The following is a 16,436-nucleotide window of genomic DNA, read 5'->3' on the forward strand; positions in this document are numbered from 1 at the left end:
TTTCGTGGGTTATGTGGTCTTGCCAAACGTTTTCTTATATTCAGTAGGCGTGATGCCTGTTCGTTTCTTGAATGTCCGGATGAAATGACTGAGATGATGAAATCCAACCTGGAAGCCAATTTGTGTAATCGTATGCATATTGCGCTGGATCAGTTCCATCGCCCTTTCGATGCGTACTTCATTTACATAATCAACGAAGTTCTGGCCTGTCTCTTTCTTAAAAACCGTACTAAAGTAAGCAGGTGCCATATTCGCTAGGAAAGCCCCTTGCTCCAGCGGAATATCCTGACTGTAATTGTCATGTATGAAGCGTTTTACTTCTTCGATTGGATGCTGGCTTGCCGATGTCGACTGCACACGCTGTTTCCGCCTTGCCTGCCGATATTCACGATCCATAAGGATGAGCAGCTTGACGAGGCTCGTGCAAATGGCATATTCATACCCCGCTTCGCGATGCTCAAATTCATCCTGAATATCTTGCAGCAATTGCTCAACAAGCAACTGTTTCGGCTTGGCGATATGCAGCCAAGGCTGCGGCATGGAGCCTTGCTCCCGCTCCTCGTCAGCATTAAGCAGAAACGGTTGCAAGGTATCCGAGAAAGGCCTCAACTGCTCCCTCACCAAATACGGGAGAAAATCAATCAGCACTACTTCGAACTCGCGCTCTTCGATAGCACTCAAACTGTGCTCCACCCCTGGGGTGATGATGAACATATCCCCTCTGCTGACATTCAGCGACTTGCCGCGCAGCTGGTGGTTGCAAACACCCTTGAGCACGTAAGCAATCTGCGTATATTCGTGGATATGCAAGGGCTGCTTCAGCGCGAGGCTGGAGTAGCGGAATATTTTAAAAGGAAACTCCTTTTTCAGTGTGGATTTACTTTGAAAATAGGACATTCCCTTCTCCATGCTCATACGATTACCACCTGTCCGAAGCCATATTTCCTTCAAGCATATGCCAATTGGCGGAATAGAACAACCCTTCTGTTCAGACACGTGACAAGACGAATGACCTAGATCGTCCGGCTTTCATCATAGACGAGTTTGCCAGCTTTATACGTCTGCCGCAGAGGGATGCTGCCGTCAGCTCGCACGCTGTCCAGGAGAACGAAATCGGCCGGAGCTCCTGCCGACAAGCCCTCTGCGACAGGCAATCCCATCAAGCGGGCCGGGCGTGTCGAGGCCATTTCCCACGCGGATGGGAACTCCACTAGCCCCCGTCGGTTCAGATGTGCAATACCCCACAGCAGCATCTGAGCCGAGCCAGCCAGAAGCCGGGGGTCCGCTGCCAAGTGAAGCTTGCCTTCTGAGGTAAGTACAACATCTCCACCAATGTGCGTCTTGTAGATGCCTGGTTCAAGTCCGCTGATAGCCACCGCATCGCTGACCAGCAGCGCTTGCTCCCCTTTCACTTTGAGCACGACCTTCAACACTTGGTCCGGCAAATGAAACCCATCTGCGATGACACAGCTCCACAGATTATCCTGCGCCAATTGCTCCCACAGGTAATTGGGATGGCGCGGCAGCATCAGGTGTGCGCCGTTCCCCAGATGCGTCGACATCCGAGCGCCTGCCGCGACAGCTTCTCCAATCTGCGCAGCGTCTGCAGCGGTGTGTCCGATGGACACAATCACGCCACTAGCGACGCAGCGCTTGATGAATGCCGCACTATCCGGCCACTCCGGCGACAGTGTCACGATCTTGATGCGGCCGTCCGCCGCTTCCTGCCAGCGGCAGAAGAGGTCCCAATCCGGCGGCCTTACTGCATCTAGACGGTGAGCGCCGCGCGCTCCGTTATCCGGTGAAATGAACGGGCCTTCGAGATGAATGCCCGCAATGCCTTGTTCCGTCGCCGGATCCGCCGCGCAGGCGCTTGCTATACTGCCGAGCGCGCTATGGATCGCCTCAGGCGCGTTCGTAATGACGGTGGGGTAACAGGAGGTGACCCCTTCCCGCCACAGTTTGCGGATGATCTGACTGACCGTTTCCGCTTGCAGCGGAAGCTGGTTGAAGTCTAATCCCGCATAGCCATTGATCTGCAAATCGACCAGCCCGGGGGCGACGATCTGCAGATCATCTTGCAGGGAAGCGTCCAGCTGCGTCACTTCAGCAATCCTTCCATCACGGACAGTCATCGCGACAGGTGCTCCTGTGGCATAATGGCGTGCGCGAATGACGCTCGTACTATCGGCCATAGGAATCGCGGTCCAGATACATCGTGCAATCTGGATGCTGGCGGAGAATCGTCGATGGACACTCGGTCGAGATAGCTCCGTTCAATGTTCGCTTCACCGCCTGATGCTTCGTTACACCAGGTACAGAGCAGAACAGGTGAGTCCCCGACATCAGCGCTGGAATGGTTAAGGTTAATGCATGAGTCGGCACATCAGCTAAACGGTCAAAACATCCATCATTCACCTGTTGCTGCCGGCAAACCTCATCCAGCTCCACACGCTTAATCAGATCCGGGTCTGCGAAATCGGCAACAGGCGGATCGTTGAAAGCGATGTGACCATTCTCGCCAATGCCCAGACAGACAATATCAATCGGCGCTTCTTCAAGGAGTGCGCTGTACCGTCTGCACTCGTCCTCTGCCTGGTTCAGGCTATTAATCAGATGCACGGTACCCGGCTTCACCTGATCGAACAATCGATCATTCAGAAAGCACCCAAATCTCTGCGGTGCATCCTCGCTGACCCCGATGTATTCATCCATGTGGAACACAGTGATCCGCGACCAGTCGATAGCTTCATCCTGAGCCAGCGTTTCGAGCATTTCATTCTGTGAGGGCGCTGCCGCGAAAATAATACGGATTGCCGCTTTCTCTGCAAGCAGCGACTTGATTCGGTTGGCTGCATCTAGCCCGGCCGCTTGCCCCATCGCTATCCTGTGCTGATACACGTTAACCTTCAAATCATCGATTCGTGCTTGCCAAACAGGCTGATCTTGTACTTGTGGCTCTCTCATAGGATCACTCCTCCATTATCATTGGTACATATTCATTCTTATATTTGGGCAAAAGAGGACATGGCTACGAAATCCTATGCTGGATTTCTTTTGCATTCCCAGACTGGGTAGCTTTTGGGGATTAACTGGATTTCCTACATCTAATTTTACTCAGAATGTCCCGTTTGACGAAATTGGTCTGAATTAGCTGCAGAAAATCCAGTTATTCGCCTTTATATTGTGGTAAAGTCAGTTGCCGCCCTTCAGCAGCGCTCTTATAAATCTGTTCAACTAGCTGTACGGCTCGCAGTCCCGCTTCCCCAGTAACCAGCGGCTCATCGCCGGATTCGATGGAAGCCATGACGTCCAATAGCTGGCTTTGATGGAAATCCGAAGCAATGCTTCGCGGATCTGTAATGCCGCCGTAGGCACCTGCTTGCGCCCAAGTCGGTTCACTTCGACCCGGCACTGTCCAATGGACAATCGTCGAGCCTTCCAGCTTGATCGAGCCTTTTTCACCGTACAAATTAATCGTCGCCGCAAAGCCCGGGGCAATGCTGGTAGACGCCATAATCGTACCGAAAGCACCATTTTTAAACTGTAAAATGGCTAATCCTAAATCCTCCGCTTCCATCTCGTGCGTCTGAGTAGCCACTTTGCCAAAGACCGTGTGAACGTCTCCGGCGAACCACAACAGCAGATCCAAGCAATGAATCCCTTGGTTCATCAGAGCTCCACCATCTTCGGCAATCGTTCCCCGCCACTCTGCGCTATCATAATAAGACTGGGATCGGTGGAAGGGAAGTGACACCTCAACCAGCAGAAGTTTACCGAGTGCACCTTCATCCAACACCCGCTTAATAGCTTGGTTCTGTGCTTCAAATCGCCTCTGGGAGATGACAGAGAGTGTAACATTGTTCGCTCTAGCTGCCTGGACAAGCCGCTCCGCGTCATTCACATTCATACTGATTGGCTTCTCGATAATGAGATGCTTGCCCGCATTCACGACCGCAAGGCCAATGGCCGCGTGGCTGCCGCTTGAAGTTGTGACACAGACGATATCCACATCAGACCTGGCCAAGAGCTCGCGATAGTCCGTCGTCCAGGCGCAGCCTTCTCGATCAGCAACCGCTTGCGCCTTCGCCTCTACTCGGCTAGATACCACGACTAGGCTTGCCTCTTCGATATGTCGGATCGCCTCGATATGGAAATCAGCGACCGATCCACAGCCGATAATGCCGAACCTCCAATTAGCCAACACTAAACCTCCTCAAGCAGTGCTCGAAGCGCATCCAGTGTCATTCGCGTACCTGTCAGCTGACTGCCGCCCTCTGGCACAAAATGCGTTTCAATCGTATACAATCCCTCATACCCATCCGCTTCAAGCGCCTTAATCTGAGCCACTACAGCAACATTGCCAGAGCCGAGAGGCACACATTTCGGTGTTCCATCCTGACGGATGTAAGCATCCTTCAGATGGACATGTGCCAACGTATTTTTCATATACTGGTACCCGCTCGGGAATGCCTCTCTGGCACCATACGCTTCATTGCCTGGATCCCAAAGGCCTCTAACGGCTGGAGAATCAATGGCAGTAACAAGTGCCGCCACTTCCTCGGCAAAGCCTCCATTACAGGAAGGCTCATTCTCAAGGAGCAGGACCACGCCTTCCTTCGCCGCGATGTCGCCCGCCTTTTTTAAATAATGAACAATCTCATCATGATGCCGCTGCGGCTCCAACTCTCGCCAAAACGAGAAAATACGGATGCGGGTTGTCCCCAGAAGCTTAGCAATTTCGATTACTCTATCCAGTTTCTCAAAATGTTCCTCTACACTCTGTTCCTTCTGCCCAAATGTGTCGCCTGATTCAACCAATCGCTTCGGATCCAACGCGCATTTAAACACTGGAGATGCGATGGCGGAGACATAGAGTCCACGTTCTTCGACCATTTTGCTGATGCCAACGATCTGATCATCAGCCAATGCGGATACATTGTTGCCATTCACAACTCTAACTTCAACATGTTGTAACCCCTGCTCGGCAGCCCAATTCAACGCTTTCTCGAAATCCGGAGATACTTCATCTGTCAGTACGCCTAATCGATTCCAAATCAATGAGTAACCTCCACCTTCATTTGTTATTTTCCTAACTATACCAAGATTGTCTGAGTCAAAGTTGACGTTTCTATTGAAGTAAGTTTACATTTTTTTCGGTTTCACGCAGCATTGAAAATAGTGGTCATTCCATGAAAATCACCACCAGTAAATAAAAGGAATTTGAGTACATATGTGGAATAGATGTATATACAGAATATGAGACTTTGTAACTAGTAAAAGTAGTTCTTTCGTTCATGATAAAAGGAGGTTATTGTATGAAATCGACGGGAATTGTAAGAAAAGTAGACGAACTGGGACGGATTGTTTTACCTATTGAGTTGCGTCGGACACTCCATATTGAGATTGGTGATGCCATCGAGGTCTACGTGGACCCTGAGCGTATTACGCTCAAGAAGTATATGCCTGCTTGTGTGTTCTGTGGAAATTTCGAGGACATGACCTATTTCAAAGGGAAGCTCGTTTGCGGCAATTGTATTGATGAAATAGCTTAACATTTCTCGTGCCTCGTGACGCATGAACATCGTCAAAACCGAACATAAGCCCGCGGGGATGATCCTGTTGGGCTATTTTTTACTAAATAAAGATTGCAATATTTGGTAATAAGGTGTAGATTAATTACCTAAGTGCATAGTCACGGGAGCTTGGTGAGACCAGGCTGAGAGGATAGTTATAACTATCGACCGTTAAACCTGATCTGGATAATGCCAGCGGAGGAACACAAGATCTCTTTGTATACCAAGAGACCGCCTCTATTAGAGATGCGGTCTTTTTTTCGCAGCATGATCCTCCGCTTGATCAAAATCAATTATTGGAGGCATGGAAAATGTCAATGGAAACAAGTAAAGAAACTGTCTCATCTTCAATCTCCTCTTTTCCAGGAAGCAAAAAAGTGTATGTCCAAGGCTCACGAAAAGACATCCGAGTCCCTATGCGTGAAATCACTTTGAGTCCTACCACAGGCGCTTACGGAGAACAGGAAAACGCACCTTTACGTGTGTACGACACGAGTGGCGCATACACAGATGAAGAGATCCAAACGGATATTCGTGAAGGTATTCCACCTAATCGTTTGAATTGGATTATTGAACGCGGCGATGTTGACAGGTATGAAGGAAGATCGATTAAGCCGGAAGATAACGGATATTCCACGGGTGAGCACGTTGCAGAGGTTTTCCCAGGCTTACATCGCCACCCTATGCGAGCGAAAGAGGGGCGTAATGTTACCCAGATGCATTATGCACGTCAAGGTATTATCACGTCAGAAATGGAATATATCGCGATTCGCGAAAATGTATCTCCCGAATTTGTGAGAGACGAAGTCGCTCGCGGCAGAGCGATTATCCCCGCAAACATTAATCACCCTGAGAGTGAGCCTATGATTATTGGACGAAACTTTCTCGTTAAAATCAATGCGAATATTGGAAATTCGGCTGTATCGTCCTCCATTGAAGAAGAAGTGGAAAAAATGAGATGGGCTACTCGCTGGGGCGCTGATAATATCATGGATCTTTCTACGGGTAAAAATATTCATACAACCCGAGAATGGATTATACGTAACTCCCCCGTTCCTATTGGTACCGTACCCATTTATCAAGCACTAGAGAAAGTGAATGGAAAAGCAGAAGATTTGACATGGGAAGTGTATCGAGACACGCTTATCGAACAAGCTGAGCAAGGCGTCGATTACTTTACCATTCATGCTGGTGTTCTGCTGCGATATGTTCCTCTTACCGCTAAACGAGTAACAGGGATAGTATCTCGAGGCGGTTCTATTATGGCAGCCTGGTGTCTCGCCCACCATCAGGAAAACTTCCTGTATACACATTTTACAGAGATCTGTGAAATCATGAAAACCTATGATGTATCCTTCTCTTTAGGCGACGGTTTACGCCCAGGATCCATTGCAGATGCGAATGATGAGGCCCAGTTTGCAGAACTAGAAACACTAGGCGAGCTCACCAAAATTGCCTGGAGTCATGACGTCCAAGTCATGGTAGAAGGCCCGGGTCATGTACCTATGCACTTAATTAAAGAAAATATGGATAAACAACTTGAAATATGTGACGAAGCTCCTTTCTATACATTAGGACCGCTTACTACGGATATTGCCCCAGGCTATGACCATATCACGTCTGCCATTGGAGCAGCGATGATTGGCTGGTTCGGTACGGCCATGCTATGCTATGTAACTCCCAAAGAACATTTGGGCTTGCCCAATAAAAATGACGTTCGTGAAGGAGTTATCACCTATAAAATTGCTGCTCATGCGGCTGATTTGGCCAAAGGACATAAAGGAGCCATGGATCGCGATAATGCGTTATCCAAGGCACGTTTTGAATTCCGTTGGCATGATCAATTCAACTTATCCTTGGATCCAGAAAGAGCCATAGCGTACCATGACGAGACACTGCCTGCCGAAGGTGCCAAGATCGCCCATTTTTGCTCGATGTGCGGCCCTAAGTTCTGCTCCATGCGGATATCCCAAGATATCCGGGACTATGCCAAACTACAAGGCATCGAGGAAACGCAAGCCATTGAACAAGGCATGAGTGAAAAGTCAGAGGCATTTAAGAAAGCTGGCCACGCCATTTATACGTAAAAAAAAGAGGGTTGCTGCGGCAACCCTCTTTTCCTGTCAGTGAAACTTCCTCTATTTTAGATGGAATTATTCATTTAGTTCGCACGATGGTATTCATGGTTATCACAACCTTAAAGGGCATTCAATTCGATTTCAAAACCCAAATCTTCAATGATTTGATGATCAGCCGTTACGTCTTGACCTGCCGTTGTTAAATAATCGCCCACAAAGAGTGAATTGGCAGCATACAGTGAAAGTGGCTGTAGGGTACGAAGGTTGACTTCACGCCCGCCAGCAACACGAATTTCTTTCGATGGACAAATGAAACGGAACAAAGCCAATACCTTCAACGCTTTCATCGAAGGCGTACGGCCAGCGTGTTCTAACGGGGTTCCCGGAACCGCATTCAAGAAATTAATAGGAATCGAATCTACATTGAGTTCACGGAGTGCATAAGCCATTTCAACAATTTCTTGATGAGTCTCACCCATACCGATAATGACACCGGAACAGGGCGACATACCTTGCGATTTTACTTGATCCACAGTTTCAACCCGTTGGTCGTATGTATGAGTCGTGGTAATAGCGGTGTAATTAGCTTTGCTTGTGTTCAAGTTATGGTTGTATCGATGTACACCTGCTTCTGCAAGTCGTTCCGCTTGGTTGCCCTTGAGTATACCTAGACATGCACAAATTTTGAGCGGCATCGTTTCACGTATTTCTTTTACTGCGTCTATAACTTGATCTAGCTCCTTGTCTGTCGGGCCTTTACCAGCCGCCACGATGCAATAGGTTCCTGCTTTGCGTGCCAATGCTTCACGCGCCCCAGCAAGCAGCGTATCTTTATCAAGCAGCGTGTACTTGGCAACAGGCGCAGTCGAAACAATGGATTGCGAGCAATAACCACAGTCCTCAGGGCATAGCCCGCTTTTGGCATTGATGATCATGTTCAGCTTTACTTTCTTACCGTAGAAATGTTTCCTCACCTGAAAGGCAGCCTGCAGCAGTAGCAGCACTTCGTCATTGTCTGCTTCTAAGACAGCGAGCCCTTCCTCTAAAATAATGCACTCCCCTTGTAACGCTTTCTGAGCAAGAGATTGCCATTTCAAATCAACAATAATTGTATTCATTTCAATCAACCTCCTATGTATGAATGACTGGGAAACCTGCATCATACCTTCCCCACGCTCAATAATAAGCGGATCCGCATTATAGTCTTTCATTTGAGTAAAAGAATGCCATAAGTAGTCTTTATTTAGAGCAGCAAGCCGTTCATAATTCGTTAGCAATGAATCACCATCTGTTAATTGTTTATTGTCAACCAAATTACAACTTTCAAGTTGACAATCAACAATTCTAACAAATAGACGGAATTCTGTAAAGGAAATTTTACCAGATTGCGCAACCAAAAAGCCCCCAAATGAGAACATCTTCTCATTCGAGGGCTTCATCTTTCCTACTTCACCTCAACCTGCACCTGCTCAGGTCGATATACCGCCAACAACTCGCCCGCAGAATTCGCGGCGAACATCACTGTACGTTCGGCTTCCAGCTCGAACGCGTAGCTCCTGCCCGTTGCCGGATCAGTCACTTCGATCTGCGTGTCCACGCTGAACTCCGAGACGAAGATGAACAACGAACCGCTATCAAAGCTCAGCTTCCGTCCATATACGCCTGGCAGCTGCCCGCCCTTCACCCATGTTAGCTCCGCCTCAACGCCAGCTGACTTCATCGCATACGCGTATAGCTTCTCAAGTACATCGCCGCGCTCACCTAGTTCCACTGGGAGTGGACACCAGATTAGCTGCCCTTCTCCCAACTCGTAGCTGCGAACGACGCCATGCTGCGAGTTCCAACCACCGTCATCAGAGAGCGCGGTTTCCTTGTTCAACTGAGCGATCCGTGCCCCACCAAAGGAAACAGGAAGCATCTCGCCCTCCAACACCATCGCCTCTTCACGCACAATGTTGCCCAGCACTGTTTCACCTACGATATCGGTCAACCGAGCGACTGGTGCCCAATACTCGTTCAACCCTAGCGGCCCTGTAAATAGCAGCGTCCCGCCATTTTCACGCACATGCGTCGTCAATTTCTCCAACGCTTTATCACTGAAGTTATGCGCACTTGGTACGATAATCAACTTCGGCTGATCCGACGCCAAAGCCTCAAGATGATACTCGCTCAAACCGCGGAACGGTACATTCATCCCATAAGCTAGCGTGCGAGTCAGCTTCGCAGTTGCGTCACCCGCTACTTTGCGTGTGGAGAAATCATTCGAATACGGGAAGATTGCCACGACATCCTCTAATTTACGACCAACGAAGAGATCGCGAATCTCGCCCATGAAGGCCCCGAAATCATAAGAAACATCAGCCTCTGGCTTCTCTGTCCCATCCGCACGAAGCGCACCAATATGCGACTCATTAATGTTGTTCATATAGAAGTTGATATTCCAAATCCACTGCACAGCACCCGCTCCACCTGTTGAGAAGGCATAGGCATACTTGCGCTCCAAAATATTTCGGAGCTCAACCTCCGACCGCTTCGCACGCCCATCCGCCGTCTCTACATACATAATGCCTGTTTCTTGAATCAAGCTGGGCTTCGTCGGCGCCTTGGAGAAAATCCCATCCCACACCAACTGATCCATTAACCACCACGTATGCACCGTCGTATAGTCCACCGCTTCAGCGTAAAAGAAAGGCGATGGCCGCTGCGCACCCAAGCCCTCATCCTGTCCCACAGTTGCCAACTGTGCGGGATTAATACTGCGAATCGTCGTGATCAATTCCTTCGCCCACCGATTGTGCATGTCCATGGTGAATAGGGTATAGTCCAGCCAAGGGGCACCCTTTTTCTCCACTGTTTCCGTCGTACGCATGTTTACCTCGGATGGGTCCAACAAGCGGACACTCGCGAAGCTCGGCAGTTCCGCAGGAGACATATTCCAACGTTCTTGCAGCTTGCGAATATCCCCATGACGCTCCTCCAGCCAAGCTACATACGCTTCATGCTCGAAAGGATCATGTGCCGACTGCGGCCCCGCAAAAGGCTTGCTCGGATTGAACATCGACGGCTCATTGATTAGATCCCAATGCACATTCGTCGTTTCCTTATGTCTGGACACTACCGAAGAAATAAACCGCTTCTGCGCCTCCACGCTGCGCGGATCCAAATACGGATTAACGCCCTCCCACAGCTCAGGGGTAAAAGAGAAGAAGTTGAACGTGACTTCGATGCCATGTCTTTTGCAAGTCAGAATAAATGCATCAATGCTGCGCAGCACTTCCTCATATGGATGTCCGTCTACGAACATAATTTGACGCCACGCCGACCACACGCCAGTACGCAGCAAGTTGATGCCCGCTTTGACCATTTGCGCAATATCGCGATTCCACACGGAAACGTTCGGCAAGAACAAGAATTTCCTCGCCACATCACTCGTCATATACGTCATCCCAACGATTGGAAGCGGACGTCCATCCTTCCAGAAATAGTCGCGATCACAGGACATCGGCGTCCCTTCGCGAAGCAACTCGGCATCATACCCCCAGAAGCCTTGGTTAAAAGTGCGGGTTTCCCCCGTATTCGCAACCGCTTTACAAACCGCTGTATAGTAACCCGCTTCGATATCAACAGGTATATTTACCTTTTTAAAAGAGAGCTCACGTGACGCACTCATCGCAAATTCCGTCGACCAGACAGGCGTTCCATTCCCCTCTTTCACGACTTGAACGTGGAATGTCCAAGACTCATTCAAAGGCATAGCCCCTGTACGATTCGCTAGTGTTTGCAATTGAACCGTCAAGGCTGCTCGGTCACCCGGATCATAGCAGGCATAGTTCGGCTTGAACCAAATTTCTGTCACGCCACGCTTCGTAAATGCAGCCAATTCACCTATAAGCGCCACTCCTCCGTTACGCCAGAAGTTTTCATCCGTGACTACATTGGCGAAAATCCACCGCCCCCCCGCGAAGGCTCCCTTCGTATTCTCAAGAAGCACAATCGGCGCTGCCACCTCGCGTCCTTCCTTCGAAATCCCCTTCAGTAGAGGTGTGAAATGCGCATCCATCGGACCACTTGAACCGATTTGGCCTGGATGATCGTCGGTCCGCGTCACATGCAGAGCGAATCCAACCGTCGGTTGAATAGCGAATAGATTTTCCTTCCCTGCAAGTAGCGGCAGCTCGGCATTCACGGCATACCCGGCGATAGGAGCGTCGTCAACGGAAAGGATTTCATGAATTTGAAGCTGCTGATGGTACGCTGTCTGCTCGATTTCCAGCTCCCAACCTTCTGTGCCAAGGTAAGCAGGTACTCGGAAAGGTGCGCTGCCCAGATGTACGAATCCTTGGCCTTTACGCGCATGAGCTAGGATTGCTTGCCATGCTGACTTCGGAAAGTAACGACCATGAAGATGGATGAAGTTATCTGCCCCTTGCCCCAGCGCCGCTTCTAGTCCCTCCGCACCAACCACTCTACCTATTTCTCCAAGCTGTGCAACAGCCTTGTCATCGGGCCGAATTCCTTCATACGGAAATGTGGGATCGTAAAATATAATCGTTGTAAGCATGCTCTCATCCTCCAAATGGGTGTGTAGGTTCAATCGGTACCTCAAAATTGTTCTGTTATTTTTGTTAGGCTAACAACTCATAATTATGAACATAATTTACTCACTTTCTGAGTTGCGGTCAATCTTTATTTTGCATTAACCTTTTATTTAAGCGAATATTGACAATCTACACCTGATCAGGAACAATAGATTTGTTAGGTTGCTCGAGAAATTAACGTATGTAGAACATAAAAGGATGTCACTCATGAGCCCAAAAGTATCCATGCAGCAAATTGCTGACCGACTAGGTATGTCCAAATATACCGTATCTCAAGCTTTATCTGGCAAATCAGGCGTTAGTGAAGAGAACCGCCTTCGTATTCAGGAGACTGCGAAAGCCATGGGCTATACGCTCCAGCAGAAGCAACCACAACGCATGTTAACTAATCAACCCGCTGCCAGCCACCTATCGGATGGAGATCCACACGCCAAAACCGAAATCTCCCCCTATATCTTGGTCTGGATTCAGTCTTCCTATTTGGAGGACAATCCTTTCTGGGGAAAGGTTCTCACCGGCATTGCCGCAGCCAGCAAAGAGCTCGGTTACGAGCATCTCATCGTTCCCATCGCACCTCATCACCAACCTCAGCTGCAGATGCCTTCTTATCTCGATCCGTCGCATTGCATAGGGCAGTTGCTAGCTGGCACCTTTCCTGCGCAGTCCGTTATTTCGTTGAAGCAGAGCGGGATTCCACTTGTCCTCATCGACCATCATGAACCGCTCATCGAAGTCGATTGTGTGCTTAATAACAATTTGGATGCTGGCAAAATGGCCTGCCAACGCTTGCTCTCCGCTGGCGCGAAGCGTGTTATCTTCATCGGCGACGATCTATTCGCCGTCAGCTTCAAAGAGCGATGGTGGGGCTGCCGCATGACCCTCGAAGATACTGTAGGCACCGCTGAGCATTACCATTTGAAGAAATGGCAAATCCCTTACTCCGGACCGCACATGCTTCACCAATTGGAGCGCAAAGTGGCGGCATTGACTCCGGAAACCATGCCCGACGGTTTTGTATGCGCCAATGATCACCTCGCGCTTGCGCTGCTGCCAATCCTAAAACGTCACGGCCTCGATGTGCCTGCGCAAGTTAAAGTTATTGGGCTGGACAATATCGAGGCAGCCGCCTATGCGACCCCTGCATTGAGCACGATCGAGCTCGGCAAGGAATCCTTGGGCATTCGCGCCGTCGAAACGCTGCTATACCGATTACAGCATCCGGGCAGACAGGTGGAGAAAGTTGTGTTATCTGCTCGGTTTATTGCGCGGGATTCTGGTTAATCAAGTGATCTCTCCCTTTGCTTTCTGTTAAGGTATCCCTGCTTAGGGGAGGTTCTCTGATACTTACTAGATGCAACCAAATAAACAGCTACGCCGTGCCCTGAAGGGAGAAATACAGTGGCGAAATAAACTGTTGGTCATCCCCTAGACGTTTTACAAGTTTATGGGGACGGGGACAGGGAGGCTACATATTAGTAATAACTGGAAAAACTACAGTTATTTTCGAGAAATGTCTTCGAAAATTCGATTTAACTGTAAAATATGTAGGTAAAATCATCTTTCTCACTGAAATTAGCTATTCAGGTTAAAATTAACTGCATATTTCCCTCAATTGATCATTTGATCTGAAAAAACCGAAATATAACTACATAAAATCCATCTATTTGCTGGCATACGGCATATTTAGCGATACCTCCAACCAAAAAACCTTAATCTGACCCTGCAATCCATACCAACATGTCTCCCCTACAACTACTCCCTCTACACTCATCCCAACTCTACTCGAAATCACCATTCACACATCCTTATCTCCATTTGCACTCACTCAACTCTACTCGCAGCCATCAAATCACACATCCTTATCTCCCTCCCCCCTCACGCCATGCCCATTAAGCCGCAAGCGTCTCTTAACCCAAACCAATGTTATGTCGCAAAAAAAAACAGCGAGTAAGCACGCCCGTTAGGCGTGTTTATTCGCTGTTCTGCATAAAACTAACTAGGTTCGTCTAAACACTTGTTGCGTAACTATCGGATGATAATGTTTTTCTGCAATTCATACAGTAATCAATACTTTGCAACATTCCCGAATATTCTACATTGTTGAGGGTAAGTTTGTCTTCATGGAGACAAATTTCCTGTAACTGCTTGTTTAGTTCATCTTGCCTCTTATATAACTTAGCTATTTCATTAGAAATAATCTGAATCTCGGTTTTCAATTGTGTATAAGTTGTCATAAATCAACATCCACTTCCTTTATAAAGAATCTATATATTCTTTATAACGCACAATCGTTGCGAATGTTGGAGAATCTTGTATCTCATATTATGTAGATTTTCGTCATTTCGCCCCGATAATTACCCAAACAGGCTTACAGCACACTCATCATGTACATGACAGCTCTACGTTTTTCCCTATTTCGATAAATAACTTAACCCGATAGAGACCAGCATGCCCGCAAGCGCAATCCAAAATAAATATGACCGCCCGATGCGTTTCAAACTTTTATCTTGTCGATCCATTGCCGATTTCTTACGATTGCTGCTCGTGTTCGTTTCTTCCTCAAGTTCATTGCTCACTTGCGATTTCCAATTCACGAATTGAAAGCCAATTCCGCTAACAACAACAGCGACCATCATTAAAATTAAAGAACCCATAAATACCTTGTCCGCAATGGACGCCATGCTGCATTCGACCTCACTATCTACCTGTAGTGTACCCATTATACTTCAAATGAGAGCACGATACGAACTATGCCAGCTTGATGATATTCACATTTATTTTCAACAAATCAAGTTCCCGAGTCTTTAGCCCTTATTGCTGCGGTATCTCCTAATTGGACCATCCGTTTTGACATCAGGCATCACCTTACCTTTTCCAACTAAAGACTTAAGATATTTTACTGCCGTATTTCTGTGGATTCCAACTGCTTGAGCTATCGTAATCGGCGAGTATGCCTTTGTCTTATTTTCGATAAATTTGAAAATAGCAAGTTCCGTTGGAGACAACGATGGTTGGGCTATATTGGATTCAATCCCCCACTTCGCTAACGCATGCATCATCTGTTGTTGGCAACGGCGAGGCTGCTCCAGAATGCTATGCAGTGAAAAGCGCAGCACCTTCCAGTCGTCGATGACAAGGTCATTCTGGCGGAATCGGTCATCTGAAAATTTGTACGAATCCACGCTATGACCATGTGTTCCTTTATCGTCTACTTCGATGCAGATTTTGATACCGGTCGATGGTTTAGCCAAGTCAAGGTATCTGAAGCCATCTTTATAATCCATTACTTCGTACTCAGCAAACCAACCGTCAAAACTCCCGACTGCAGGCCAAAACACATGGATAATGAATTTCTTTAATGAGAAACTCAGACCCCTTTGCAGTCGCAGCCGCCGATCTCCTGTCGCAGACTTGACTTGTAATGCCATCCACTTTTCGTACGCAGCACGAAGCTGCAAACCCATCTCATCATTTAATTTGTCCATCTTCTTCTCCACCTTGAGGAAATAAAATAGCCGCTTGCACTGGAAACGAGTTCCGATGCAAGCGGCGTGTTCTTCACGACATACTCTTAGCAAATAATTTACTTCAAGTTAAGGAAAATTACAATAGATTTTTTTATAATATGCACTTCCATATGCGCTAGCTTGCCTCGGACGGCGGAGCCGATGCCCTTGCGCACAATTTTTGTGCGCTAGCTCGCCTCGGACGGCGGGCCGGTGCCCTTGCGCACATTTTTTGTGCGCTAGCTTCCCACGGACGGCGGGCCGGTGCCCTTGCGCACATTTTTTGTGCGCTAGCTTGCCTCGGACGGCGGGCCGATGCCCTTGCGCACAAAAATTGTGCGCTAGCTTCCCGCGGACGGCCGGGCCGGTGCCCTTGCGCACAATTTTTGTGCGCTAGCTTCCCGCGGATGGCAGGGCCGGTGCCCTTGCGCACATTTTTTGTGCGCTAGCTTCCCGCGGACGGCCGGGCCGCTGCCCTTGCGCACAATTTTTGTGCGCTAGCTTGCCGCGGACGGCGGGCCGGTGCCCTTGCGCACGTTTTTTGTGCGCTAGCTTGCCTCGGACGGCAGGGCCGGTGCCCTTGCGCACAWTTTTTGTGCGCTAGCTTGCCTCGGACGGCCGGGCCGGTGCCCTTGCGCACAATTTTTGTGCGCTAACTTCCCGCGGACGGCGGAGCCG

12 protein-coding genes and 1 riboswitch are annotated in these 16,436 nt (G+C 48.7%); of the genes, 3 read left to right on the forward strand and 9 right to left on the reverse strand.

Annotated features, from left to right (window positions below):
- Positions 1–9: 9 nt before the first annotated feature.
- The 5 genes from ASG89_RS31565 to ASG89_RS31585 all read right to left on the reverse strand — a co-directional run bounded on the left by ASG89_RS31565 (position 10) and on the right by ASG89_RS31585 (position 5,061).
- Positions 10–915: an AraC family transcriptional regulator gene (locus ASG89_RS31565; RefSeq protein WP_057315308.1), complete on the reverse strand. Its 906-nt coding sequence runs from the start codon at positions 913–915 to the stop codon at positions 10–12.
- Positions 916–1,013: 98 nt separating this feature from the next.
- Entirely contained in the window at positions 1,014–2,135 is a 1,122-nt protein-coding gene (locus tag ASG89_RS31570; protein WP_235549998.1) for an N-acetylglucosamine-6-phosphate deacetylase, read from the reverse strand.
- Positions 2,136–2,184: 49 nt separating this feature from the next.
- Positions 2,185–2,967 carry a glucosamine-6-phosphate deaminase gene (locus ASG89_RS31575; protein ID WP_057315310.1) on the reverse strand — a complete coding sequence of 261 codons (783 nt, stop codon included), beginning with the start codon at positions 2,965–2,967 and terminating at the stop codon, positions 2,185–2,187.
- A 202-nt stretch (positions 2,968–3,169) separates the two neighbouring features.
- On the reverse strand, positions 3,170–4,207 hold the full coding sequence (locus tag ASG89_RS31580; RefSeq protein ID WP_235549999.1) for a Gfo/Idh/MocA family protein: 1,038 nt from the start codon (positions 4,205–4,207) through the stop codon (positions 3,170–3,172).
- A complete protein-coding gene (locus ASG89_RS31585; RefSeq protein ID WP_057315312.1) occupies positions 4,207–5,061 on the reverse strand; it encodes a sugar phosphate isomerase/epimerase family protein in 855 nt (284 codons plus the stop codon). Before ASG89_RS31585 ends, ASG89_RS31580 begins: the two co-directional genes overlap by 1 nt.
- A gap of 257 nt (positions 5,062–5,318) precedes the next feature.
- Between ASG89_RS31585 and ASG89_RS31590 the strand changes: the two genes are divergently transcribed.
- The gene (locus ASG89_RS31590; RefSeq protein ID WP_057315313.1) at positions 5,319–5,555 is read left to right on the forward strand and encodes an AbrB/MazE/SpoVT family DNA-binding domain-containing protein; all 237 of its coding nucleotides are present in this window, start codon (positions 5,319–5,321) and stop codon (positions 5,553–5,555) included.
- 132 nt (positions 5,556–5,687) lie between these two features.
- Positions 5,688–5,797, forward strand: a riboswitch (TPP riboswitch).
- Between the two features lie 96 nt (positions 5,798–5,893).
- Positions 5,894–7,663 (forward strand): phosphomethylpyrimidine synthase ThiC, encoded by a 1,770-nt coding sequence (thiC, locus tag ASG89_RS31595; RefSeq protein ID WP_414813316.1) that lies wholly within the window; start codon positions 5,894–5,896, stop codon positions 7,661–7,663.
- Positions 7,664–7,773: 110 nt separating this feature from the next.
- Here thiC and bioB read toward each other — a convergent pair whose 3' ends face one another.
- Together bioB and ASG89_RS31605 are read right to left on the reverse strand one after the other, a co-directional pair.
- Positions 7,774–8,772, reverse strand: coding sequence for a biotin synthase BioB (bioB, locus tag ASG89_RS31600; RefSeq protein WP_057315512.1), 999 nt, complete (start codon positions 8,770–8,772; stop codon positions 7,774–7,776).
- A 326-nt stretch (positions 8,773–9,098) separates the two neighbouring features.
- Positions 9,099–12,215 carry an alpha-amylase family protein gene (locus ASG89_RS31605; RefSeq protein ID WP_057315315.1) on the reverse strand — a complete coding sequence of 1,039 codons (3,117 nt, stop codon included), beginning with the start codon at positions 12,213–12,215 and terminating at the stop codon, positions 9,099–9,101.
- Positions 12,216–12,459: 244 nt separating this feature from the next.
- Between ASG89_RS31605 and ASG89_RS31610 the strand changes: the two genes are divergently transcribed.
- Complete coding sequence (locus ASG89_RS31610; protein ID WP_057315316.1) at positions 12,460–13,533, forward strand: LacI family DNA-binding transcriptional regulator; 1,074 nt, start codon at positions 12,460–12,462, stop codon at positions 13,531–13,533.
- Between the two features lie 1,130 nt (positions 13,534–14,663).
- On the opposite strand, the gene ASG89_RS31620 is transcribed toward ASG89_RS31610, so the two are convergent.
- Both ASG89_RS31620 and ASG89_RS31625 read right to left on the reverse strand, forming a co-directional pair.
- Entirely contained in the window at positions 14,664–14,972 is a 309-nt protein-coding gene (locus ASG89_RS31620; protein WP_157276877.1) for a hypothetical protein, read from the reverse strand.
- Positions 14,973–15,056: 84 nt separating this feature from the next.
- Complete coding sequence (locus ASG89_RS31625; protein ID WP_057315319.1) at positions 15,057–15,737, reverse strand: hypothetical protein; 681 nt, start codon at positions 15,735–15,737, stop codon at positions 15,057–15,059.
- Between the last annotated feature and the right edge of the window lie 699 nt (positions 15,738–16,436).

The organism is Paenibacillus sp. Soil766, assembly GCF_001428105.1.
Taxonomy (GTDB): Bacteria; Bacillota; Bacilli; order Paenibacillales; family NBRC-103111; genus Paenibacillus_E.

Bases quoted from the DNA above. Each gene is read 5' to 3' on its own strand.
- ASG89_RS31605 (WP_057315315.1), bottom strand. From the start codon at position 12,215: ATGCTTACAACGATTATATTTTACGATCCCACATTTCCGTATGAAGGA.
- ASG89_RS31625 (WP_057315319.1), bottom strand. From the start codon at position 15,737: ATGGACAAATTAAATGATGAGATGGGTTTGCAGCTTCGTGCTGCGTAC.
- ASG89_RS31620 (WP_157276877.1), bottom strand. From the start codon at position 14,972: ATGGGTACACTACAGGTAGATAGTGAGGTCGAATGCAGCATGGCGTCC.
- ASG89_RS31575 (WP_057315310.1), bottom strand. From the start codon at position 2,967: ATGAGAGAGCCACAAGTACAAGATCAGCCTGTTTGGCAAGCACGAATC.
- ASG89_RS31570 (WP_235549998.1), bottom strand. From the start codon at position 2,135: ATGACTGTCCGTGATGGAAGGATTGCTGAAGTGACGCAGCTGGACGCT.
- thiC (WP_414813316.1), top strand. From the start codon at position 5,894: ATGGAAACAAGTAAAGAAACTGTCTCATCTTCAATCTCCTCTTTTCCA.
- ASG89_RS31565 (WP_057315308.1), bottom strand. From the start codon at position 915: ATGAGCATGGAGAAGGGAATGTCCTATTTTCAAAGTAAATCCACACTG.
- ASG89_RS31610 (WP_057315316.1), top strand. From the start codon at position 12,460: ATGAGCCCAAAAGTATCCATGCAGCAAATTGCTGACCGACTAGGTATG.
- ASG89_RS31590 (WP_057315313.1), top strand. From the start codon at position 5,319: ATGAAATCGACGGGAATTGTAAGAAAAGTAGACGAACTGGGACGGATT.
- bioB (WP_057315512.1), bottom strand. From the start codon at position 8,772: ATGAATACAATTATTGTTGATTTGAAATGGCAATCTCTTGCTCAGAAA.